We start from the raw sequence: 23,535 nt of genomic DNA on the forward strand, positions 1-23,535 counted from the left end.
CGACGGTCCGTCAGTTCCCGGATGGACAGATTTATATGACTATGTCCAGGATCGGGAGCATGCGCGGACTTCTTGCTTCCTCGATCGGCGTCACCTGTGCGGCCGCCCTCGCCCTGCCCCTCACCTCGCCCGCCGCCGCGGCGAGACCGGTGCCGGCCGCGGAACTGAGGGGTGCCGCCGAAGCGCTCGGCAGCACCCAGTCGCTGCCCCTCGCGCCCCTCGCCTCCCGCGACCGCACCCTGGCCCCCGCGGCCGCCGAACAGGGCCTGCCCCGCCGGGACGTACGGCACTTCTCCCTCGTCGGCGTCATCTGGGACGACCCGGACACCGTGCTGCACGGCAGCGTCCAGGTCCGCACCCGCGCCGTCGGCACCGACACCTGGTCCGGCTGGCAGGACCTGGAGACCCACAACGACGACGCCGCCGACCCCGGCACCGCCGAGCGCACCTCCGGCCGCGTCCACGGCGCCACCGCACCCCTGTGGGTGGGCGACTCGGACGGCGTGGAGGTGCGCGTCCGGGCCGAGGTCGACCGCAGGACCGAGGACACGGCCCGCGGCTCCCGTACGGCGACGGCGAGCGCCCCCCTCCCGACGGGCCTGCGACTCGAACTCGTGGACCCGGGGGAGAGCGCGCCGGCCCCCGGTACCCGGGAAGCCGCCCCCGCCGCGCAGCCGGCCGCCGTCCGCCGCTCCGCCCCCGCCGGTGCCCGCCCGGCCGCCGCCCTCCGCTCCGCCCCCACCGCCGACCCGGTCGCCGACCTCGCCACGCTGGAGGCGGACACCGACGCCGCCAACGCCGGCCTCGCCGCCCCCGGTGCGGCCGAGATCCCCGCGCTGGACCGCGCCCGGACCGAGCAGGAGCTGTTCGCCCTGCGCGCCGGGGAGTTGACGAAGCAGCAGCGGGCGAAGCCGTACATCGGACCACGCCCGCGCATCGTGACCCGGCGCGGCTGGGGCGCCGACGAGACGCTGCGCGAGCGGACGTTCGTCTACACGAAGAAGGTCAAGGCGGCCTTCGTGCACCACACGGCGTCCGGCAACGGGTACCGCTGTGCGCAGGCACCCTCGCTCATTCGCGGTATCTACCGCTACCACGTCAAGAGCATGGGCTGGCGCGACATCGGCTACAACTTCCTCGTCGACAAGTGCGGAAACATCTACGAGGGCCGGGCCGGTGGCGTGGCGAAGCCGGTCCTCGGCGCCCACACCCTCGGTTTCAACACCAACAGCGTGGGGATCGCCGTCCTCGGCAGCTACGGCTCGACCAAGCCACCCGCCGCCGTGGTGCAGGCCGTCGCACGGCTGACCGCGTGGAAGCTCGGTCTCCACGGCGCGAACCCGAAGGGCAAGACCACTCTGAAGTCGGGCGGTGGCAACCTCTACCCGAAGGGCAAGAAGGTACGACTGAACGTGATCTCCGGTCACCGGGACGGCTTCGCCACGGAGTGCCCCGGCCGGAAGCTCTACGGCAAGCTCGGCTCCACCCGCACGACAGCGGCGCGTCTCCAGGGCCGTTGACGATCGCGGGGGACCCGCCGAGAGCCGAGGGCCGCACCACCGTTTCACCGCTGTCGGGGGCCGGCGCGTAACACCGCACAGCCGCCGAAGGCACCGCACATCGGTCTGCATACACTTGCCGGTCGAATGACAGTTCGGGCCGGTCCCGGCAGGAAGCGGAGACAACAGGTGACAGAAGCGATCCTCCTGGTCGGCGGCAAGGGCACGAGGCTGCGGCCCCTCACGGTCCACACGCCGAAGCCCATGGTCCGGGCGGCCGGGGTCCCCTTCCTCACGCACCAGCTGGCCAGAGCGAGAGCGGCGGGCGTCGACCACATAGTCCTCGCGACGAGCTATCTCGCGGAGGTCTTCGAACCGCACTTCGGCGACGGCTCGTCCTTGGGCCTGCACCTCGAGTACGTCACCGAGGACGAGCCCCTCGGCACGGGCGGCGCGATCCGCAACGTGGCCGCACGGCTGCACTCCGCCCCCGACGACCCGGTCCTGGTCTTCAACGGCGACATCCTGACCGGCCTGGACATCAGGGCCCTGGTCCGCACCCACGAGACCACGGGCGCCGACGTCTCCCTCCACCTCACCAAGGTCACGGACCCGAGGGCCTACGGCCTGGTCCCCACCGACGCGACCGGCCGGGTCCTGGCCTTCCTGGAGAAGCCCCAGACCCCCGAGGAGATCGTCACCGACCAGATCAACGCGGGGGCGTACGTCTTCCGCCGCTCCCTCATCGACACGATCCCGCAGGGCCGCCCGGTCTCCGTCGAACGCGAGACCTTCCCCGAACTCCTGTCGGCCGGAGCCCATCTCCAGGGCATGGTCGACTCGACGTACTGGCTGGACCTCGGCACCCCCGCCGCCTTCGTGCGCGGCTCGGCCGACCTGGTCCTCGGCCGTGCCCCCTCGCCCGCGGTCCCCGGCCGCTGCGGCGACCGCCTGGTCCTCCCCACGGCCAGGGTCGCCCCCGACGCGAAGCTGACGGGCGGCACGGTGGTGGGCGAGGGCGCGTACGTCGCGGAGGGCGCCCGGGTCTCCGGCTCGACGATCCTCCCGGGCGCGGTCATCGAACCGGGCGCGATCATCACCGACTCCCTGATCGGCACGAGGGCCCGCGTGGGCGAACGCTCCGTCCTCACCGGCACGGTCATCGGCGACGGCGCGATAGTCGGCGCGGACAACGAACTCCTGGACGGCATGAGGATCTGGTGCGACGCCAGAATCCCGGCGGGAGCGGTCCGCTTCTCGTCGGACCAGTAGGCCTGTCCGCATTGTCCGGCGGTTACTGATTCCAGCCCCTCCGGCGTTTGAGGAGCGGGGGTCCAGGGGGCGGAGCCCCCTGGGAACGGGGTCGAAGGGGCAGCGCCCCTGGAGGATGGGACGGGTAGGGGCGGCGGGGGCGAAAAATCCCCCCGGCACCCCACCGGTCACAACCGCCCGATGTCCCCCCGAGTCATCCGCGGCGCCCGCCGCCCCGGCGTACGCCCACTCAACAAGATCAACCGAGCGGCCCGATGCCGCTGCCCCGCATAAGGCTCCAGCAACGACAGCATCACGGAGTCATCCGCATCCCGGTCCCCCGCGAGCGCGAACCCCACGATCCCCGGCAGATGCAGATCCCCCACGGTCACCGCATCCGCCGCCCCATGACTCCGCTGCACCACTTCCGCCGAAGTCCAGGGCCCCACCCCCGGCACCACCTCCAGCCGAGCCTGCGCGGCAGCCGGCGCCATCGACACCGCCTCCTCCAGCCGCGCAGCGACCCGCACACACCGCAGGATCGTCGACGCCCGCTTGTTGTCGACCCCGGCCCGATGCCACTCCCACGACGGGATCAGCGCCCAGGTCCGAGGCGCCGGCATCACCCACAGCCGCCCACCCGCCGCGGGCCCCGGCGCCGGCTCCCCGAACTTCCGCACCAGCAACCGCCACGCCCGATACGCCTCGTCGGTCGTGACCTTCTGCTCCAGCACCGACGGGATCAACGACTCCAGCACCAGCCCGGTCCGCGTCAGCCGCAGCCCGGGGCGCCGATGCCAGGAGTGCGCCACGACCCGGTGCCGGGGCACGAAGGCGGAAGGGTCGTCCGCGGCCCCGAGCATCTCGGGCAACTGCGCGAGCAGCCACTCGGCCCCCGGCCCCCACGCCTCCCCGCGCACCACACCGCCGTACACACTGACCCGCAGCGTCCCCGGCCCCACCGGCGTGAGACTGGCCCGCCACACCGACCCGTCCGGCATCGCCCGGAAGGTGGGGTCCGCGGGCCCCCGCCGGAGCGCCCCGAGCACCAGCCCGAGATCGACGGGCCACTCCGGCTTCCAGTTCCGCACCAGCCCGGCCTCGACCCGAGCCGCCTCCCGCCGCGCGGCGGGCACGACGACCTCCCCGCCGCGCACGGTCGTACGCGTGGGCCTGGGAGCGAAGCGTCCTGCCACGGATGAAGTCCTGAGGTACGAGAGGAACGGGGAGCAGCCCTACGACACTAGACGCATCTCACCGCACCTCGATGAAGCTCCCCGCATCCCGCTCCGGCCGGGGCCGCGGTTCCTCCGCCGGATGCCCCACCGCCACGGCCCCCATCGGATCCCAGTCCTCCGGCAGCCCCAGCACCTCCCGCACGACCTCCCGGCAGAACATCGTGGACGACACCCACGCCGACCCCAGCCGCTCCCCGGCCAGCGCGACGAGGAAGTTCTGCACCCCGGCACCCGCGGCGACGACGAACATCTCCCGCTCGGCCCCGTCCCGCCGCCCGTCGCCGTACGTGTGCGACCCGTCCATCACCAGGCACGGCACGACGAGATACGGCGCGTTGCGCAGCACGTCCCCGCGTCGCACCCGCTTCGCGATGGACTCCTCCGACTTCCCGTCCCGCCGCAGATCGGCGATCCAGGCGTCCCGCATGGCGTCGAGGAGACGGGTCCGGGACTCTGCGGACTCCAGCAGCACGAACCGCCACGGCGTGGTGTGGTGCGGCGCGGGTGCGGTGACCGCGAGCGCCACCGCCCGCCGCACGGCCCCGGCATCGACGGGCTCGTCGGTGAAGGCCCGTACGGTACGACGCTGGGCCACCGCCTCCCGTACCGCCTCGGAGGTCCCCAGCCGGAACATGTCGTCGCGCGCGTGGCGCACCATGGCCCGCGCCCCCTCCCCGTGCTCCCCGGCCACCACGTGCGCCAGCCCGCGCACCACGGCGACGGGCAGCCCGGCGGCCTTGCCCTTGACGAGATCACCGGCGGCGGCCAGTTCGTCGGCCGTCGCCACGACGGTCGCGCTCAGCGGATTGCCGTACGCGTCCGTCCCGCCCCGCAGATCGTCCAGCACCCGCACTCCGGCCGCCCCGATCGCGACATCGGTGAGCCCGGCGCGCCAGGGCCGCCCGAAGGTGTCGGTGACGACGACCCCGACGTCGACCCCGAGGGCGTCCCGCAGCCCGTCCCGGATCGCCCGGGCGGACGCGTCCGGGTCCTCGGGCAGCAACAGCACGGTCCCGGCGGGGGTGTTGGAGGCGTCGACTCCGGCGGCGGCCATCACCAGCCCCTGCCGGTTCTCCACGATCCTCAGCGCCCCGCGCCGCGCCACGACCCGCACGGTCTCGGCGTCGATCGCGGCCTCCCGGTCGACGGCCTCGACGACCCGTCCCTCCGCCTTGGACACGACCTTTGACGTGACGAGAAGAACGTCCCCGTCCGCCAGCCCCGGCTCGGCGGCCGCGATCATCTTGGCCAGATCGTCCCCCCGCTGCACCTCGGGAAGACCGGCAACGGCCCAGACGCGGTAGCCGTCGGCAGACATCTCGCTCAAGCTCCGCGCACCTCCTCCGCCAGCTCCAGCGCCTCCCGGGCCATCCGCGCGGTCGCGTCGAGGTCCGTCATCATCAGCGGTACGGCACGGCAGCGGATGCCGGCCGACTCGATCCGCCCGACCGCGCCCGCGTCCACGGTGTCGACGAGCCAGCCGTCAAGCAGCCCCGATCCGTAGTGCTCGGCGACCGCCGCGGCCGTGGACTCGACGCCCACCGCCGCGAGGACCTTGTCGGCCATGCCCCGCACGGGCGCGTCCCCGACGATGGGGGACAGGCCCACGACCGGCACCCCGGCCTCGGCGATCGCCTCGCGGATCCCGGGCACGGCGAGGATGGTGCCGACGGAGACCACCGGGTTGGACGGCGGGAACAGCACGACGTCCGCCTCCGCGATCGCCTCCAGGACCCCCGGAGCCGGCTTGGCCTGCTCCGCGCCGACCGGCACGACCGCGTGGGCGGGCACGGAGGCCCGCAGCCGCACCCAGTACTCCTGGAAGTGCACGGCCTTGCGCTCGCCGTCCACCTCGACCGCCACATGGGTCTCGACCCGGTCGTCGGTCATCGGGATCAGCCGCACCCCCGGCTTCCACCGGTCGCACAGCGCCTCGGTGACCGCGCTCAGCGGATAGCCAGCGCCGATCATCTGCGTGCGCACGATGTGGGTGGCGAAGTCCCGGTCCCCGAGCCCGAACCACTCGGGTCCGACGCCGTAGGCCGCGAGCTCCTCCTTGAGGTGGAAGGTCTCCTCGGCCCGCCCCCAGCCCTGCTCCTCGTTGATGCCGCCGCCGAGCGTGTACATCACCGTGTCGAGGTCCGGGCAGACCTTCAGCCCGAAGAGATGGATGTCGTCCCCGGTGTTGCCGATGACCGTGATGTCCGCGTCCGGCGCGGCCTGCTTCAGACCACGCAGGAAACGGGCACCGCCGATGCCGCCTGCCAGAACCACGATTCGCATGGAAGCAAGTCTCGCAGGCGGGTACGACATCGCGTCACGCGGTCACGACGTCCACCTCGTCGTAGGTCTCGCGGGCGGTGCAGGCCGTGTGCATCGGCATCTCGGTCAGGCCGGGGTAGTACACGTGCAGGCTCACCGCCGGCTCCAGCGCGTCGTTGACGACCTCGTGCACGTACCCCGGCGCGAACACCCGCTGCGCCCCCGCCCCCAGCGCGCGCGTGCCCCGCTCGGTCCGCTCCGTCAGCGCGCCCTCCAGGACGGTGAGGACACCGGAGGAGCCGCCGTGGTCGTGCAGGCCGCTGCCCTGTCCAGGCACCCAGGACAGCAGCCACACCTCGTAGCCGGGGCCGGTGCGCAGCCGGTGGTACCAGCGGCTGGTGGCGTCGTACTGGACGAGGTGAGCCCACTGGGAGCGGTCCTCGGCGATGGCGCGGGCCAGGCCGGCGAACTCGGCGACGGTGGCCGGGTGCTCACGCGGGGCCTGCAGGAGATGCGGGACCTCGAGGAGGTCGCCGGCGATCTGGAGGTCGTTGTCGCTGTTCATGGGGTGCGGTGGTTCCTCGGCGGAAGAAGTGGGGGGCTGGCTGGGTGTCGCGTACCGTCCCGCCCGGATCACGGGGAGACAGGAATGCCCTGGTGCGGGCGGGGCACTAGCAGCCGAGTCACGGTGGACTCAGGAGCAACCGGAGCGCGTTGGGCTCAACAGTCGGAACAGCAACAACAGCTACAGCGAGCGTGGGCAGCACCGAGGGACCCGGCGGAGCGGGTCGAGGTGAGTGCCAAGTTCGCGAGCATGCCCCCAAGGACAGCGGCTCACACCTCCACTGTCAACTCGACACCCGGTATGTGGGACATGTTTCACCTCATCCGGTCCATCTCCGTGGTGAAAGGTTTGTTCATGCGCCTACCGGGACACATGGCGCTCAACCGGGCGCGCGGGCCGTGATCTCCCCGAGACTTCCATGCGCGCGTACGGAACGGGATCGAACTGATGGGCGTCCTTCCCCGTACAGGCCCCAAAGGCCTGGCGAGGCTCGGCAGCCCTCCCGGGCCTCAGTTGCTTGTCAAGGTTTATGCCGATTTGAACACTTTCCGCAAGGCCTTGGTTCCGCAGAGTGAATAAGGGGCCCAATAGCAGATCTCGGCTTGACTCGCCCGGAGCAGCACACTTGTAATTTCACTCGTGTCGTTCAGCCGATATCGGTAACGGCCGTCACACGGGGACGCGAAAGACAGACGAGGGGCGCACATGACCGAGACGGTGCAGCAACTGCTGGTCGACGACGCGGACGAGGAACTCGGCTGGCAGGAGCGCGCGCTGTGCGCCCAGACCGACCCCGAGTCCTTCTTCCCGGAGAAGGGCGGCTCCACCCGCGAGGCCAAGAAGGTCTGCCTCTCCTGCGAGGTCCGCTCCGAGTGCCTCGAGTACGCCCTCGCCAACGACGAGCGCTTCGGCATCTGGGGCGGCCTGTCCGAACGCGAACGCCGCAGGCTGAAGAAGGCCGCCGTCTGACACGAGACAGGCGTCGCAGGACTTTTCGCACGCAACCGAACGGCCCGTCGCACGTGGGTTACCCACAGGCGGCGGGCCGCCGTCCTGCCCAGCCGATAGTGTGGGCGCTCGTCCGAGACGCCTCGCCGCCCCCTCAGGGCACAGGCGTCCACCGCAGTCCACCGAACCGGGGCCCGTACCTCGATGTCCGTGCACAGCCACACGGCAGCCCACGACCACGCTGCCACTCCTGAGTTCCCGCGTCATGTGGTGACCGCGGTGATCGTCTCCCACGACGGCGCCCGCTGGCTGCCCGACGCGCTCGCCGGGCTGCTCGGCCAGGAGCGTCCCGTGCAGTTCGCCCTGGCCGCCGACACCGGCAGCGCCGACGACTCCGCCCAGCTGGTCACCGACGCCCTCGGCGCCGACCGGGTCCTGCACCTCGCCCGGCGCACCGGCTTCGGCCAGGCCGTCGAGGAGGCCAACCGCACCGCCCCGGTCCTCACCCCGGACGAGCTGCCGTACCTGAAGCGGCCCAGCGGCTGGGACCCGGTCACGCGCACCTGGCGCGACGACACCTACGACCTGCCGGAACTGCCGCACGGCGAACCGGTCCAGTGGCTGTGGCTGCTGCACGACGACTGCGCCCCCGAACCCGACGCCCTGGCCCAGCTGCTGCGCGTCGTGGAGAACGAACTGGAGCTCGGCCGGGACGACGTCGCCGTCGTGGGCCCCAAGCTCCGCGGCTGGTACGACAAGCGGCAGCTCCTGGAGGTCGGCGTCTCCATCGCCCACTCCGGCCGCCGCTGGACCGGCCTTGACCGCCGCGAACAGGACCAGGGACAGCACGACCACGTCCGGTCCGTGCTGTCGGTGTCCACCGCCGGCATGCTCATCCGCCGCGACCTGTACGAACAGCTCGGCGGCTTCGACCGGCACCTGCCCCTCATGCGGGACGACGTCGACCTGTGCTGGCGCGCCCAGGCCGCCGGCCACCGCGTCCTCATCGCCCCCGAGGCCGTCGTACGCCATGCCGAGGCGGCCTCCCGCGAGCGCCGTACCGTCGACTGCGCGGGCCGCACCACCGCCTCCCCGCACAAGGTCGACAAGGCCGGCGCCGTCTACACCCTGCTCGTCAACACGCGTACGGCCGCGCTGCCCTGGGTGCTGGTGCGTCTGGTCCTGGGCACCCTGCTGCGGACCGTCGCCTACCTCGTCGGCAAGGTCCCCGGACAGGCCGTCGACGAGATCCGGGGCCTGCTCGGCACCCTGCTGCGGCCCGAGCGGATCATCGCCGGGCGCGGCAGGCGCGGCAAGCCGGCCGTCGACAAGGACGAGCTCAGACCGCTGTTCCCGCCACCCGGCGCGACCGTGCGGGCCACCGTGGAACAGTTCGCGGGCAACCTCTTCGGGGGCTCCGACGCCGAGACCTCCACGGCGGGCCGGCACGGCGGCGGCATCGAGTCCGGACCCGGTGGCGACGACGCGGACTTCCTGGAGATCGAGCAGTTCGCCCGACTCAAGCGCATCGCCCGCAACCCCGGCCCGATGCTCTTCCTCGGGCTGCTGCTGGTCGCCCTGGTCGCCTGCCGCAACCTCCTGGGGGGCGGCGCGCTCGCGGGCGGCGCCCTGCTGCCCGCGCCGGCCGACGCGAGCGAGCTGTGGTCGCGCTTCACGGACGCGTGGCACGCGGTGGGCGCCGGCGGCACCCCGTCCGCGCCGCCGTACCTGGCGGTCATCGCCGCACTGTCCTCCGTCCTGTTCGGCTCGACCGGCCTCGCGCTGACGGTCCTGCTGGTCTGCTCGGTGCCGCTGGCCGGGTTCACGGCGTACTTCGCCTCCCGCCCGCTCGTCGAGTCCCGCCTCCTGCGCGCGTGGGCGGCCGTCGTCTACGCCTTCCTGCCCGCCGCCACCGGCGCCCTCGCCGGCGGCCGCGTCGGCACCTCCGTCCTCGCCGTCCTGCTGCCGCTCCTCGCTCGCGCGGGCGTCGCGGCCGGCGGCCTGACGAACAGCACGGGCGCGCGCGGCAGTTGGCGCGCCACCTGGGCCTTCGCACTGCTGCTCACCATCACCACCGCCTTCACCCCGATCATCTGGCCGATCGCGCTGATCCTCGGCCTCGGTCTGCTGGCCGTGCGCCGCACCGACATCACCGCCTACGGCCTGCGCTTCCTCGCCCAGTTCGGCGTGCCCCTGCTGGTCCTCGCGCCCTGGTCGCTGACGCTGCTCCCGTTCGGCTTCTTCCAGCAGGCGGGCCTGGAGTACGGCTCCTCGGCCGCCTCCGCCCTCGACCTGCTCGGAGCGAGCCCCGGCGGCCCCGGCACCGTCGACGGGCTGATGCTCATCGGCATCGTGCTGGCCGCCCTCGCCGCCCTGCTGCGCTCCGAGCGGCAGTTCGGCATCTGGACGGCCTGGGCGGTGGCCCTGGTCGGCCTGGTCTTCGCGGTCCTGTCCAACGACTCGACCTGGGCCGGCCCCGCGACCCTCGTCTACGGCCTCGCCCTGCTGGCCGCCGCCGTGCTCGGCGCCGACGGGGCACGCTCGCGCGTGGCCGAGCAGAGCTTCGGCTGGCGCCAGCCCGTCGCCGCGCTCATCGCCTTCGCCTCCGCCGCGGGCCCCCTGCTCGTCGCCGCCGGCTGGATGCTCGGAGGCGCCGACGGACCGCTGGAGCGCCGCGACCCCACCCAGGTGCCCGCGTTCGTCGCCGAGGAGAGCGGCACCCGCGACCAGGCCCGCACCCTCGTCCTCGACAGCGACTCCGCCGCCCACGTCGGCTACATGCTGGTGCGCGGCTCCGGCGCCCGCCTCGGCGACGGCGAACTCGCCGCGGCCGACGGCGAGAACAGCGCGCTGGACAAGGTCGTCGCCAACCTGGTCGCCGGCTCCGGCGCCGACCAGGCCGACCAGCTCGGCGGCTTCGCCGTGCGCTACGTCCTCGTCCACAAGGGCGCGCCCCGCGAGGTCACGCGCGTCCTGGACGCCACACCGGGTCTGACCCGGCTCAGCCAGCAGGACGGCAGCGGTCTGTGGCGGGTCGACCAGGAAGTCGCGCGCGCGACCATCGTCGCCAAGTCCGGCTCGGGCACCGCACAGCCGGTGGCCGCGGGCCCGGTCGACATCCACACCACGATCCCGTCCGGCACCGACGGCCGGATCCTGCGCCTCGCCGACACCGCCGCCGAGGGCTGGACGGCCACCCTGGACGGCAAGCCGCTCACCCGCACCACCGTCGACGGCTGGGCCCAGGGCTTCGAACTCCCCGCCGCCGGCGGCCGACTGGACGTCACCTTCGACGACCCCTTCACCCACACCCTGTGGCTGTGGATCCAGGGCGCACTCGCCGTCGTCCTCGTGGTCATGGCCCTGCCCGGCCGCCGCCGCGACGTCGACGACGACCTCCCCGAGGAGCCGTCGGTCCCCGCCCAGCCGGTGGCGGGAGAGGGCCGCCGCGCCCGCCGGCTGCGCGCCCAGGCCGAGGCCGATGCCGAGGAGGCCCCCGGCACCGAGGACTTCCCGCCGCCCCCGCAGGAGGCCCCGGCCGCCGTCCCGCAGCAGCAGTCCTACGGCGACTGGGACGCCCCGAGCTACGCCAACGCCGAGTACGACACCTACGCCGGCGACCAGTACCAGGGCACCGCCCAGCAGTACCCGGCGGGCGGCTACGACCAGCAGCCGTACCAGGCGGACCCGTACCAGGGCGGCCAGTACGACCCGTACGCCTACGGCGGGCAGCCCCAGCAGACGTCGTACGACCAGACGTACGGCGGCCAGTACGACCAGCAGTACGAGCAGGGCTACGACCCCGCGTACGACCCGGCACAGCAGCACCCGGGTGCCCCCGGCAGTGAGCGCCCCGACGGGAGTCAGCAGTGAACCGCACCACCCTGTCCCTCCTCGCCGGCACCGTCGCCCTCGCCGCCGTCACCGGGTTCGCCACACTCAGCTCCCCCAAGGCCGCCGAGACCGCCAGGACGGCCGCCGAGCTGCCCGTGGAGCGCACCAGCCTGCTCTGCCCGGCGCCCAGCACCTCCGAGGTCGCGGAGACGGCGTACACGTCGTTCACGCCCGTCACCAAGGACACGGGCAGCGGCGGCCAGGCCGAACTCAAGGCGGCCACCGAGGAGTCGGACGGCAAGAGCAAGGGCAAGAAGAAGGCCGCCAAGCCGGTCCTCACGCCCAAGGAGCCCGGCACACCCGTCACCGGGGATACCTCCGGCGGGGACGCGCCCGCACTGGTCGGCACCGCCGAGGGGAAGTTCGCGCCCGGCTGGACCGTCCAGGAGACCACCGAGGTCGCCGCGGGCGCCGGACGCGGACTCCAGGGCGTCAACTGCTCCGCCCCCGACACCGAGTTCTGGTTCCCGGGCGCCAGCACCGCCGCCGACCGCACCGACTACGTGCACCTGACCAACCCTGACGACTCCGCCGCCGTCGTCGACATCGAGCTCTACGGCAAGGACGGCGCCCTGGACTCCACGCTGGGCGAGGGCATCACCGTCGCGCCGCACTCCAGCGACCCGATCCTGCTCTCCACGCTCACCGAGGAGAAGCAGGAGGACCTCACCGTCCATGTGAACGTCCGCAGCGGGCGGGTGGGCGCGGCCGTGCAGGCCCTGGACGACAAGCTCGGCGGTGACTGGCTGGCCGCGTCCACCGACCCGTCCGGCAGCCTCGTGGTGCCGGGCATCCCGAAGGACGCCACCGCCGTGCGCCTGGTCGCCTTCACACCGAGCGACTCCGACGCTGACCTGAAGGTGCAGCTCGCCTCGCCGTCCGGCCTGATCACCCCGGCCGGCAACGAGACACTGCACGTGAAGGGCGGCATGACGACGGCCGTCGATCTCGGTGACGTCACGCGCGGGGAGGCCGGTTCGCTGGTCCTGACCCCCACCGACGCCTCCGTGCCGGTGGTCGCCGCCGTGCGGGTCGTCCGCGGCAAGGGCGACGACCAGGAGACGGCGTTCATCCCGGCCACGCGTCCGGTCGGCACGCGCGCGACGGTCGCCGACAACAGCGCCAAGGGCAGCACGCTCTCCCTGACCGCGCCCACCCGGACCGCCACGGTCAAGGTCACGGCGTCGGCGGGCAGCGGGGGCGGCGAGGCCGTCTCGAAGACGTTCACGATCAAGGCGGGCACCACACAGGACGTCGAGGCCCCCACCCCGACCGGCCTCAAGGGCACCTACGCCCTCACGGTGGAGCACGTCTCGGGAGGCCCGGTCTACGGCGCCCGCACCCTGGCGGCGACGGAGGACGGGGTCCCGGGCTTCACGATCCAGACCCTCCCGGACGACCGGGGCATGGTGGCCGTACCGGAGGCGGACGAGGACCTGTCGGTGCTCCAGAAGTGATCCGCCGAAGGGCGCGGGTCAGTCCTCGCCGTACCGGGGGTCGACCGTCTCCGGAGTGAGCCCGAGCAGCTCGGCCACCTGCTCCACGACCACCTCGTGGACCAGCGCCGCCCGCTCGTCGCGTCCCTTGGTGCGGATCTCCACCGGCCGCCGGTAGACGACCACGCGCGCGGGACGCCCCTCGCGCGCGGGGATCGTCCCGCCGAGCGGGACCGCCTCGTCGTTCCAGGCCTGCCCGGGCCCGTCCAGCCGGGGCACCTCCAGGACCAGGAAATCGATCTCGGCGAGCTGCGGCCACCGCCGCTCCAGGCGCTCCACGGAGTCCTGCACCAGGTCCGCGAAGGCCTCGGCGCGACTGGCGGCGAGCGGCACCTGCGGCGGGGCGATCGGACCGCGCATGCCGCGTCCGTGGCGATCACGGCGGCGGGGCCCGGGGCCGGTGGCGCGGGGCGGTACGGGGTTGTCCATCACTGGTGAAGGGTAATCCTCGCCGCACGCGCGCGCCCGGCCCCCACGCGGCACCCCGGACACTGTCCGAAACGACGTACGGCCGTCTCGTACGGCCTGTCGGCAGTTGACCATTCAAGCCAAGGTTGGGCTCGATTCCGTATCTCTCCGAGACCGTCGATATCAAGGCAATTGACATGGTTTGTGCCAACTCGTGACCGCCGCAAGGGGTGTTCGGCCCCTCGAAAACGGGTGTCCTTGCAGGTCATCGCGGTGTGATCGGAGTGGTGTGTGGGGCGTTTCACAGCACGACACGGTGGAGTGACCTGGGGGAGAGTCGTCGCGGCCCGCTCAAGAGTGCGGTACCGTCCAACGTCGTGAGCCCTGTACGTCGCTGTTCGCGCACCGCTTGCGGCCGTCCCGCCGTCGCGACGCTGACGTACGTCTACGCCGACTCGACCGCGGTCCTCGGCCCGCTCGCCACCTACGCCGAACCCCACTGCTACGACCTGTGCGCCGAGCACTCCGAGCGCCTCACCGCCCCGCGCGGCTGGGAGGTCGTCCGCCTCCTCGACGGCTCGGCTCCCGCCCGGCCCAGCGGAGACGACCTGGAAGCGCTTGCCAACGCGGTGCGTGAGGCGGCCCGTCCGCAGGAGCGCGCCGCCGAGGCGGGTGGCGGCGCCCGCCGGGCCGACCCGATGGAGGTCGCACGCCGCGGCCATCTGCGGATCCTGCGCTCACCGGACAACTGACCTTATTCCGGTGGGGGATCGGTTCTTCGGTGCGCGTTCCGTTCGGTGACGCAAGTCGATCCTCGTCGTCGTCGCCGTCTGCTGCTGCACCAGCGGTGACACTCGCTCAGGTCACCGACCGCCGCTGAACTCCATCGCCTCCGCGGCCCAGTTGGAGACCTCCAGCCACCTCTCCGCCCAACTCGTCGCCGTGATCTTCTGTGGCCGTCGGTGAAGGGGCGGCTGCGCGCCAGGAGTTGAGGTTCCCGATCCTGCCCCGCACTCTCCGGGGCGCCGCAGGTGACGGCCGCGAGGGAGTCCGGGCTCTCCCCGGAGCTGCCGGCCGCCGCGCTGCCCCGAGGGCTCCGCCCGAGGTCACGGCCGGAGTCCAATCCGGTCCCGCAGGGCCCGGTGTCAGTGGCTACGGGTAGTTTGTGGTGACCGACAGGACTTTCAGAAGGGTTGGCCGTGGCTGATCTGTCACAGCTCGTGAAGGCGTACGACGTGCGCGGAGTCGTCCCGGACCAGTGGGACGAGACGCTGGCCGAGCTCTTCGGTGCCGCCTTCGTCCAGGTGACCGGCGCGAGCGCCATCGTGACCGGCCACGACATGCGGCCCTCCTCCCCGGGCCTGTCGCGTGCCTTCGCGCGCGGAGCGGCCGCCCGCGGTGTGGACGTCACCGAGATCGGCCTGTGCTCGACCGACCAGCTGTACTACGCCTCCGGCGCCCTGGGCCTGCCGGGCGCCATGTTCACGGCCTCCCACAACCCCGCGCAGTACAACGGCATCAAGATGTGCCGCGCGGGAGCGGCCCCGGTCGGCCAGGACACCGGCCTCGCCGAGATCCGCGGACTCGTCGAGGAGTGGATCGAGACGGGCGCCCCCGAGGTGACCACCTCGGCCGGCACGGTCACCGCGCGGGACACGTTGGACGACTACGCGGCCCACCTGCGCTCGCTGGTCGACCTGACGTCCATCCGCCCCCTGAAGGTCGTCGTGGATGCGGGCAACGGCATGGGCGGCCACACCGTCCCGACCGTCTTCGCGGGCCTGCCCCTGACCGTCGTCCCGATGTACTTCGAACTGGACGGCACCTTCCCCAACCACGAGGCCAACCCCCTGGACCCCGCCAACATCGTCGACCTCCAGAAGCGGGTCCGCGAGGAGGGCGCCGACCTCGGCATCGCCTTCGACGGCGACGCCGACCGCTGCTTCGTCGTCGACGAGCACGGCGACCCGGTCTCCCCGTCCGCCATCACCGCCCTGGTCGCCGCGCGCGAGCTGGCCAGGAACGGCGGCAAGGGCGTCATCATCCACAACCTGATCACTTCCTGGTCGGTCCCCGAGGTCGTCAAGGAGCACGGCGGCACCCCGGTACGCACGCGCGTGGGCCACTCCTTCATCAAGGCCGAGATGGCGAAGTCCGGCGCGATCTTCGGCGGCGAGCACTCCGCCCACTACTACTTCAAGGACTTCTGGAACGCCGACACCGGCATGCTGGCGGCCCTGCACGTCCTCGCGGCCCTGGGCGGCCAGGAGGGCTCCCTGTCGTCCCTGGTCGCCCAGTACGACCGCTACACCGGCTCCGGCGAGATCAACTCCACGGTCGCCGACCAGGCAGACCGCCTGACGGCCATCAGAGCGGTCTACGAGGGCCAGGAGGGCGTCCAGCTCGACGAACTCGACGGCCTCACGATCAGCACCGCCGACTGGTGGTTCAACGTCCGCCCCTCCAACACGGAACCCCTCCTCCGCCTGAACGCGGAGGCGCGGGACGAGGCGACGATGGCGAAGGTGCGCGACGAGGTGCTGGCGATCATCAGAGCGTGAAATCCAGCCGCCCGGCCGTTGCGCGAAAGAGCAGCTCCTCCGCCGTTTCGTGAATCCAGCCCCTCCGGCGTTTGAGGAGCGGGGGTCCAGGGGGCGCAGCCCCCTGGGACCGGGGTCGAAGGGGCGGCGCCCTTGGGGATGGGACGGGTAGGGCGGCGGGGGCGAGAACCCCCCCACGGCACCCCCGCACCGACCTCGCCCCAACCCCGGCACCCCCCTCCCCCCGGCGGTACCCTGACCAGGCACATCCGCACAAGCAGCCGTACCGCTCCCGAAGGGAACCCCCATGCCGCTCGAAGCCGGTCTCCTGGAGATCCTCGCCTGCCCGGCCTGCCACGCCCCCCTCAAGGAGCAGGACACCGAGCTGCTCTGCACCGGCCAGGACTGCGGCCTCGCCTACCCCGTCCGCGACGGCATCCCCGTCCTCCTCGTCGACGAGGCCCGCCGCCCCGCGTGAGCGCGCCCCGGCCGGCGGGCGGCCGTACGAGACACGGCACGCCCGCAGCCGTAAGCGATACGGAGCCCGCACCGCGGTAGGAGACCGCGCACCCCCCGCCGTAGGACACACGCCTCACCCACAGCCGTAAGCGACAAGCGACAACGACACAGCGACCCCGGCGTCCCGGACCCGCGACCGTCCCGGCGTCCGGAAGACCCGGCGAAGCGACAACCCGGCGTCCCGGAGACCCGGCGATCGGAGGCTGCCGCCCCATGCTCGACGAATCGCTGCTAGACACCCCCGAGGCCCTCTCGGAGGCCGACCGCCGAGGCCTGCTCCGCGGCGCTGCCGAGGCAGGCGCCCGCGTCCGCACCGCCGCCCGGCACGCCGCCGAGGCAGGGGTCAACGACCTCAAGCCCGACGGCCGCCCCCGCGCGGTCCTCATCGCGGGCCCAGGTGCCGCCGCCACCCACGTCGCCGACCTCCTCGGCACCCTCGCCGGCGCCGGCAGCCCCGTCACCCGCCTCGCCCCGACCGGCGTCGCCCCCGCCGCGGGCGCCCTGCGCTGGGAGCTCCCCGGTTGGGCGGGCTCGGTCGACCTGCTGCTGATCGCCACCCCCGACGGCACCGAGCCGGGCCTGTCGCTCCTCGCCGACCAGGCCTACCGGCGCGGCTGCACGGTCGTCGCCGTGGCCCCCGCCCGCACCCCGCTGACCGAGGCGGTCGAGGGCGCCCACGGCCTGTTCGTGCCCCTGGCGACGGCCCCGTACGAGCAGGACACGCCCCTCACCGCATCCGCGCCCGGCGTCCTGTGGGCCCTGCTCACCCCGCTCCTCGCGATCCTCGACCGCACCGGCCTGCTCGCCGCCCCGCCCGACGCGCTCGCGAAGATCGCAGACCGCCTCGACCACATCGCCGAGCGCTGCGGCCCCGCCATCGCGACCTACAGCAACCCGGCCAAGACGCTCGCCGCCGAACTCGCCGACGCCCTCCCGGTGATCTGGACGGAGGGAACCTCCGCAGGCCCCGCGGGTCGCCGTTTCGCCGCCGCCCTCGCCGAGCTCTCCGGCCGCCCCGCCCTGGTCTCCGAACTGCCCGAGGCCCTCGCCGCGCACAGCACGCTCCTCTCCGGACCACTGGCCGCCGGCGCCGACCCCGACGACTTCTTCCGCGACCGCGTCGAGGAACCTCCCGCGCTGCACGCGCGCGTGGTACTCCTTCGCGACCGTCCGATCGGGGGTCTCAGCGCAGCGCCCGCCGCGCGTGAGCTGGCCCTGAGCCACGACACGCCCATCAGCGAGCTGGAGCCGGAGCCCGGCGGTGAGATCGAGACCCTCGCGGAACTGATCGCCGTCACGGATTTCGCCGCCGTTTACCTGGCGCTCGCCTCGGGGGCCTGACGTTGCCCAGGACGCCCAGGACGCCCAGGACGCCCAGGACGCCCAGGACGCCCAGGACGCCCAGGACGCCCAGGACGCCCAGGGCGGCCAGGACGCTCAGGACGGCCAGGACGCCCGAGTCGCTCGAGATGCCCAGGACTCCCGAGCCGCCCAGGACGCCCTGACCTCCACCCGTCGAACACCAGGCCGCCCTGACCGCCGTACCCACGACGCATCCCCGGCCGTACGCACAGAGAGAACCCGATGGACCGCCTCGACAACACCGTCCGCCCCTACGCCTGGGGTTCCACCACCGCCATCCCCGAACTCCTCGGCGCCGAGCCGACCGGTGAACCCCAGGCGGAGATGTGGATGGGCGCCCACCCCGGCGCCCCCTCGCGCACCGCGCGGGGCACGCTCGTCGAGGTGATCGACGCGGACCCCGCGCGCGAGCTGGGCGAGGCGGCCGTCGCCAAGTTCGGCCCCCGGCTGCCCTTCCTCCTCAAGATCCTCGCCGCGGGCGCCCCGCTCTCCCTCCAAGTGCACCCCGACCTCGCCCAGGCGAAGGAGGGCTACGAAGACGAGGAGCGCCGGGGCATCCCCGTGGACGCGGGCCACCGCAACTACAAGGACGCCAACCACAAGCCGGAACTGATCTGCGCGCTCACCGAGTTCGACGGCCTGTGCGGCTTCCGCGAACCCGCGCGCGCGGCCGAGCTGCTGGACGCACTGGGCGTCGACTCCCTGAAGCCCTACGTCGACCTCCTGCACGCCCACCCGGAGGAGGCGGCCCTGCGCGAGGTCCTGACGGCGATCCTCACCGCCGACCGCGAGGAGATGGCCCACACGGTCACCGAGGCCGCGGCCGCCTGCGCCCGCCTCGGCGGCGACCACGCCCCCTACGCCGAGATCGCGCACCACTACCCGGGCGACCCGGGCGTCATCGCCGCGATGCTCCTCAACCACGTCCGGCTCCAGCCCGGCGAGGCCCTGTTCCTCGGCGCCGGCATCCCGCACGCCTACCTGAACGGCCTCGGCGTCGAGATCATGGCCAACTCCGACAACGTCCTGCGCTGCGGCCTGACCCCCAAGCACGTCGACGTACCCGAACTCCTGCGCATCGTCCGCTTCGAGGCCGCCGACCCGGGCGTGCTGCGCCCCGAGGCGTCCCCCGACGGCGAGGAGGTCTACGAGACCCCCATCGACGAGTTCCGGCTGTCCCGGTACGTCCTCCCCGAGGGCGCCGCCCCCCACGACCTCACCCGCGCGACCCCACAGATCCTGCTCTGCACGGCAGGTTCCGTGCGAGCCGGGGAACACGAACTGAGCCCCGGTCGGTCGGTCTTCGTCCCGGCGGGCGAGAAGGCCACGGTGTCCGGCACGGGCACGGTCTTCCGCGCCACCGTGATCGTGTGACGGTATGACTGGGCCTGTGGATACCTGAGACGTCCGTGCCGGACGAGGCTGCAAGAATGGCTCACCGGCAAAGGACGGGCAAAGGCCTGGACGGCGTAGAGGCACTTGAGGCGAAGGGACAACGCGAGCAGATGAGCGCGTCAGGCGGAACCAAGGCGATCGTGGCGGCACTGGGCGCCAACCTCACGATCGCGGCATCGAAGTTCGTGGCGTTCGCGTTCAGCGGCTCGTCCTCGATGCTCGCCGAGGGCGTGCACTCGCTCGCCGACTCCGGCAACCAGTTCCTGCTGCTCCTCGGCGGCAAGAAGGCCCAGCGCGAGGCCACCCCGCAACACCCCTTCGGCTACGGCCGCGAGCGTTACATCTACGCCTTCCTGGTCTCCATCGTGCTCTTCTCCGTCGGCGGCATGTTCGCCATCTACGAGGGCTACGAGAAGATCAAGCACCCGCACGAGATCGAGCACTGGTACTGGCCGGTGGGCGTCCTCGTCTTCGCGATCATCGCCGAGGGCTTCTCCTTCCGGACCGCCATCAAGGAGTCCAACCCGCTGCGCGGCACCCTCTCCTGGAAGGAGTTCGTCCGCCGCGCCAAGGCGCCCGAGCTCCCGGTCGTCCTCCTGGAGGACTTCGGCGCGCTCGTCGGTCTGATCCTCGCCCTCGGCGGCGTGGGCCTCGCCCTGCTCACCGGCGACGGCGTCTGGGACGGCATCGGCACCCTCTGCATCGGCATCCTGCTCATCCTGATCGCCCTCGTCCTCGCCGCCGAGACCAAGTCCCTGCTGCTCGGCGAGTCCGCGGGCATCGAGGCGGTCCAGAAGATCGAGACCGCGATCGTCGACGGCGACACCGTCACCGGCATCATCCACATGCGCACGCTGCACCTCGGCCCCGAGGAACTGCTCATCGCCGCCAAGATCGCCGTCCAGCACGACGACACGGCCGCCGAGGTCGCCTCCGCGATCAACGCCGCCGAGGCCCGCATCCGCGAGGCCGTCCCGATCGCCCGCGTCATCTACCTCGAACCGGACATCTACAGCGAGTCCGAGGCCGCCAAGGGCCCCGACCGCGAGGCAACCCCGGGAGGCCCGGCGCAGCAGCCGACACCGGGCCACTGAGGCCCCCCGGCGGCAGCACGGCTTCCTGTACGGCCTTCTCCTGCACAAGGTCCTCTCGTACGGCCGCCTTTGCGCCGTACGGCGGCGGGGCCCGCCGAACTCTCGGCGGGCCCCGTCGGTTTCGGTCGCTCCGGCAGCTACCGGATCTCGCCCAGCACTCCCAGGATCGCCCGCTCGTCCGGCGCCCCGATGAGCCGCTCCCGGAACCCGGCATCCATCAGCTTCCGTGACAGCAGCGCCAGGATCCGCAGATGCTCGTCGCCCGCGGCCGCCTCCGGCACGGAGATCATGAACACCAGCCTGGCCTTCGTACCGTCCAGCGAGCCCCACTCGATGCCCTCAGCGGACCGCGCGAACCCGACGACGGGCGAGGTCACCGCATCCGTCTTGGCATGCGGAATCGCGATCTCCTCCCCGAGCCCGGTGGTCCCCTGCTCCTCCCGACGCAGGGCGACGGCGACCAGCTCGTCCATGTCCGCCACCTTGCCGGTTCGGGCGAGCAGCTCTGCCATCTCCCGGATGGCGTCCTCCTTGCCACGGGCACCGAGAGAGACCTTCACGGTCTGCTCGGTGAGATAGCCGGAGAGGACTTCACGGTTGGCGCCGGCTGTGGGGCTATCGGCGCTCTCGGACTCGGCGCGGGTGGGTTCGGCGGCGGGGGAGCTGGCAGCTTCGGTTGTTGCGGCGGCAGGGGAGCTGGCAGCTTCGGCTGTTGCGACGGCGGGGGAGCTGGCTGCTTCTCCACTGGCGGCAGCGGGGGAGTCAGCGGCTTCGACAGCCGCAGCTGCCGGGGCGCCCACAGCTTCGGCAGCGGCGGCTGCGGGCGCGTCGCCGGCGGCAGTCTTGGTCCGGGCGCCGGGCTCGGCCCGGTCACCAGGGCCAGCGGCAGCAGTGCCACCTGAACTGCTCTCGGCTCCCGCCCCGCTTTTCGCACCGGCACCGGCGCCCTCCCCGGATTCGGCATCGGCAGCGGCGGCCTCTCCGATGTCGGCACCGGCCCCTGGACCACCTTCAGTCCCGGCGCCGGACCCGGCGTACGAGGCCTCCGCGGTTCGGCCCGGCGCCACCTCGACGGCCGACGCGGTCTGCGACGACGCGGCCACCACCCGCTGCGCCACCACGGCCCCGACGGCGCCACCAGCAGTCGCCCCGGCACCCACCCCGACCAGCTCCGGCTCAAGGGGGCCGACCGCACCCGTCCCGTTCACCGGCGTCGCGCCCTTGTGCTCGCGCCCGCGCCCCCGCCCCCGCTCACCGAAGTCGATCAGCGCAACCGTCGTCAGCGCGGTGACCACCGAACCGATCACCACGGCCACGAAGAACATCGGCACCCCACTCACCGCACCCAGCACCGCCACGATCGGCCCGCCGTGCGGTACCGCGTCCTCGACCCCGGCGACCCCGGCGATCGCACCGGCCACCGCCCCGCCGAGCATGTTGGCCGGGATGACCTGCGCGGGCCGCGCCGCCGCGAACGGGATCGCGCCCTCGGAGATGCCGAAGCAGCCCATGAACAGCGCGGCCAGCCCGGTCTCCCGTTCCTGCTCGGTGTACAGCCGCTTCCGTATCAGCGTGGCGAGACCTTGCCCCAGCGGCATGACCGGGATCGCGGCCGCGCACATGCCCATGACCGTCTGGTTGCCGGTCGCGATGAGCCCCGTGCCGAACAGGAACGCCGTCTTGTTGACCGGCCCGCCCATGTCGAACGCGATCATGAGCCCGAGAATCGCGCCCAACAGGACCGCGCTGGTGCCCGTCATCCCGCTGAGCCAGTCCGTGAGGTGCTCGAACACCCAGGAGATCGGCTTCCCGATGACGTAGATGAAGAACAGGCCCAACGCCGTGGTCGCCACGATCGGGATCACGATGATCGGCATGATCGGCTGCACGAACTTCGGGACCTTGACCTTCTTGATCCACAGCACCAGATACCCGGCGAGGAACCCGGTCACGATCGCCCCTATGAAACCGGCGCCCGCCTTCGAGTCGTACAGCTCGCCCGTGTTCGCGATCCACCCGCCGATCATGCCCGGCACGAGCGCGGGCCGGTCCCCGATGGCGTAGGCGATGTAACCGGACAGGATCGGCACCATCAGCGTGAAGCCGATGACACCGATGTTGTTGACGTCCATCCAGAAGGAGTCCTTCGGGATGACCAGTCCGCCGGACGGGTCGGTGTGCCCGCCGAGCGAGAGCGAGATGGCGATCAGCAGCCCGCCGACCACCACGAACGGGATCATGTAACTGACCCCGTTCATCAGCGCCTTGTACCCGACGCTCCGCTCCCTGCCACCGCTCGACGCCGACGCCGCGGGTGCCGCACCGGCCGTGTGCACCGGCGCGGATCTCACTCGCTCGATCAACTGCTCGGGATGGCGGATCCCTTCCGCCACGCCCACCGTCAGCACCCGCTTGCCTACGAACCGGCTCAGGTCCACGTCCTTGTCCGCGGCGATGATGATGCCGTCCGCAGAGCTGACATCGTTGTCATCCAGGACGTTTTCAGCCCCGATCGATCCCTGCGTCTCCACCTTCATGTCGATGCCACGGCTCGCGGCGGCCTGCGCCAGCTTCTCCGCGGCCATGTACGTGTGGGCGATGCCGGTCGGGCACGCGGTCACCGCGAGCAGCTTCAACCGCTGCTCACCGCTGTCGCCGCCCGTGGGGGGAGGCCCGGCTGGACTGGTCACGTCGATCTCCTCACGCCTTTGTCAGCGGAAACGCCGTCCCGAGCGTCCCGCAAGATCGATCAGCTGTGCCGATCGCTGTGCATCCTCCCGCACCTGCCCAGGCCGCCCAAGGACAAAAGCCCCCTGATGACCTGGTCTGTTGCCACCCAGCCGCGCCGGGCCCGGAGCCCGACCGCACCCCGGCGATCTTCTCGACTTCACCCTGTGATCGGCTTGATGTATCGGAGACGGACTGGGGCGGCCCGGCCGACCGGTGTAGCTTGGGACGGAGCCAGACGTCGCTGCTGATGGCGGTCGGGCGGTCCCACCGCGGACCGACCGAGGGAGAGAGGGCCTCCGACGGACTGCGCTGCGCGCACCGGGCATGCCTGTGT

18 protein-coding genes are annotated in these 23,535 nt (G+C 72.4%); 11 read left to right on the top strand and 7 right to left on the bottom strand.

The window, feature by feature from the left end:
* Positions 1-59 precede the first annotated feature (59 nt).
* Both OHN19_RS26035 and OHN19_RS26040 read left to right on the top strand, forming a co-directional pair.
* Positions 60-1,520 (top strand): peptidoglycan recognition protein, encoded by a 1,461-nt coding sequence (locus OHN19_RS26035; RefSeq protein WP_330266515.1) that lies wholly within the window; start codon positions 60-62, stop codon positions 1,518-1,520.
* Positions 1,521-1,688: 168 nt separating this feature from the next.
* Positions 1,689-2,771 carry an NDP-sugar synthase gene (locus tag OHN19_RS26040; protein WP_330266516.1) on the top strand — a complete coding sequence of 361 codons (1,083 nt, stop codon included), beginning with the start codon at positions 1,689-1,691 and terminating at the stop codon, positions 2,769-2,771.
* A 167-nt stretch (positions 2,772-2,938) separates the two neighbouring features.
* Here the strand turns inward: OHN19_RS26040 and OHN19_RS26045 are convergent, their stop codons facing one another.
* From OHN19_RS26045 to OHN19_RS26060, 4 genes are read right to left on the bottom strand one after another with little or no spacing between them, the layout of a single operon-like run.
* Positions 2,939-3,946: a DNA-3-methyladenine glycosylase 2 family protein gene (locus OHN19_RS26045; protein ID WP_330266517.1), complete on the bottom strand. Its 1,008-nt coding sequence runs from the start codon at positions 3,944-3,946 to the stop codon at positions 2,939-2,941.
* A 58-nt stretch (positions 3,947-4,004) separates the two neighbouring features.
* Complete coding sequence (locus OHN19_RS26050; protein ID WP_330269712.1) at positions 4,005-5,306, bottom strand: coenzyme F420-0:L-glutamate ligase; 1,302 nt, start codon at positions 5,304-5,306, stop codon at positions 4,005-4,007.
* A gap of 5 nt (positions 5,307-5,311) precedes the next feature.
* Entirely contained in the window at positions 5,312-6,271 is a 960-nt protein-coding gene (gene cofD / locus OHN19_RS26055) for a 2-phospho-L-lactate transferase (RefSeq protein WP_330266518.1), read from the bottom strand.
* Between the two features lie 34 nt (positions 6,272-6,305).
* Positions 6,306-6,815 carry a cysteine dioxygenase family protein gene (locus tag OHN19_RS26060; RefSeq protein ID WP_330266519.1) on the bottom strand — a complete coding sequence of 170 codons (510 nt, stop codon included), beginning with the start codon at positions 6,813-6,815 and terminating at the stop codon, positions 6,306-6,308.
* A gap of 705 nt (positions 6,816-7,520) precedes the next feature.
* Between OHN19_RS26060 and OHN19_RS26065 the strand changes: the two genes are divergently transcribed.
* The 3 genes from OHN19_RS26065 to OHN19_RS26075 all read left to right on the top strand — a co-directional run bounded on the left by OHN19_RS26065 (position 7,521) and on the right by OHN19_RS26075 (position 13,114).
* Positions 7,521-7,784, top strand: coding sequence for a WhiB family transcriptional regulator (locus OHN19_RS26065; RefSeq protein ID WP_020137941.1), 264 nt, complete (start codon positions 7,521-7,523; stop codon positions 7,782-7,784).
* A 183-nt stretch (positions 7,785-7,967) separates the two neighbouring features.
* Positions 7,968-11,636, top strand: coding sequence for a glycosyltransferase family 2 protein (locus OHN19_RS26070; RefSeq protein WP_330266520.1), 3,669 nt, complete (start codon positions 7,968-7,970; stop codon positions 11,634-11,636).
* Positions 11,633-13,114 carry a DUF5719 family protein gene (locus tag OHN19_RS26075; protein ID WP_330266521.1) on the top strand — a complete coding sequence of 494 codons (1,482 nt, stop codon included), beginning with the start codon at positions 11,633-11,635 and terminating at the stop codon, positions 13,112-13,114. Before OHN19_RS26070 ends, OHN19_RS26075 begins: the two co-directional genes overlap by 4 nt.
* Before the next feature lie 18 nt (positions 13,115-13,132).
* On the opposite strand, the gene OHN19_RS26080 is transcribed toward OHN19_RS26075, so the two are convergent.
* Positions 13,133-13,582 (bottom strand): metallopeptidase family protein, encoded by a 450-nt coding sequence (locus tag OHN19_RS26080; protein ID WP_330269713.1) that lies wholly within the window; start codon positions 13,580-13,582, stop codon positions 13,133-13,135.
* A 356-nt stretch (positions 13,583-13,938) separates the two neighbouring features.
* On the opposite strand from OHN19_RS26080, the gene OHN19_RS26085 reads away from it, so the two are divergent.
* The 4 genes from OHN19_RS26085 (at position 13,939) to OHN19_RS26100 (ending at position 17,961) form a co-directional block, all read left to right on the top strand.
* A complete protein-coding gene (locus OHN19_RS26085; RefSeq protein WP_020137945.1) occupies positions 13,939-14,313 on the top strand; it encodes a DUF3499 domain-containing protein in 375 nt (124 codons plus the stop codon).
* A 441-nt stretch (positions 14,314-14,754) separates the two neighbouring features.
* On the top strand, positions 14,755-16,122 hold the full coding sequence (locus OHN19_RS26090; protein WP_330266522.1) for a phosphomannomutase/phosphoglucomutase: 1,368 nt from the start codon (positions 14,755-14,757) through the stop codon (positions 16,120-16,122).
* A 286-nt stretch (positions 16,123-16,408) separates the two neighbouring features.
* A complete protein-coding gene (locus OHN19_RS26095; RefSeq protein ID WP_123761150.1) occupies positions 16,409-16,579 on the top strand; it encodes a Trm112 family protein in 171 nt (56 codons plus the stop codon).
* Positions 16,580-16,833: 254 nt separating this feature from the next.
* Complete coding sequence (locus OHN19_RS26100) at positions 16,834-17,961, top strand: SIS domain-containing protein (RefSeq protein ID WP_330266523.1); 1,128 nt, start codon at positions 16,834-16,836, stop codon at positions 17,959-17,961.
* Here the strand turns inward: OHN19_RS26100 and OHN19_RS26105 are convergent.
* On the bottom strand, positions 17,915-18,169 hold the full coding sequence (locus OHN19_RS26105) for a hypothetical protein (protein ID WP_330266524.1): 255 nt from the start codon (positions 18,167-18,169) through the stop codon (positions 17,915-17,917). The genes OHN19_RS26100 and OHN19_RS26105 overlap by 47 nt on opposite strands.
* 35 nt (positions 18,170-18,204) lie before the next feature.
* On the opposite strand from OHN19_RS26105, the gene manA reads away from it, so the two are divergent.
* Positions 18,205-19,356, top strand: coding sequence for a mannose-6-phosphate isomerase, class I (manA, locus tag OHN19_RS26110; RefSeq protein ID WP_330266525.1), 1,152 nt, complete (start codon positions 18,205-18,207; stop codon positions 19,354-19,356).
* A 131-nt stretch (positions 19,357-19,487) separates the two neighbouring features.
* Positions 19,488-20,471: a cation diffusion facilitator family transporter gene (locus OHN19_RS26115; RefSeq protein WP_330266526.1), complete on the top strand. Its 984-nt coding sequence runs from the start codon at positions 19,488-19,490 to the stop codon at positions 20,469-20,471.
* A 137-nt stretch (positions 20,472-20,608) separates the two neighbouring features.
* On the opposite strand, the gene OHN19_RS26120 is transcribed toward OHN19_RS26115, so the two are convergent.
* Complete coding sequence (locus OHN19_RS26120; protein ID WP_330266527.1) at positions 20,609-23,161, bottom strand: fructose-specific PTS transporter subunit EIIC; 2,553 nt, start codon at positions 23,159-23,161, stop codon at positions 20,609-20,611.
* Positions 23,162-23,535 lie beyond the last annotated feature (374 nt).

Origin of the sequence: Streptomyces griseorubiginosus (assembly GCF_036345115.1) — a bacterium.
Taxonomy (GTDB): Bacteria; Actinomycetota; Actinomycetes; order Streptomycetales; family Streptomycetaceae; genus Streptomyces; species Streptomyces griseorubiginosus_C.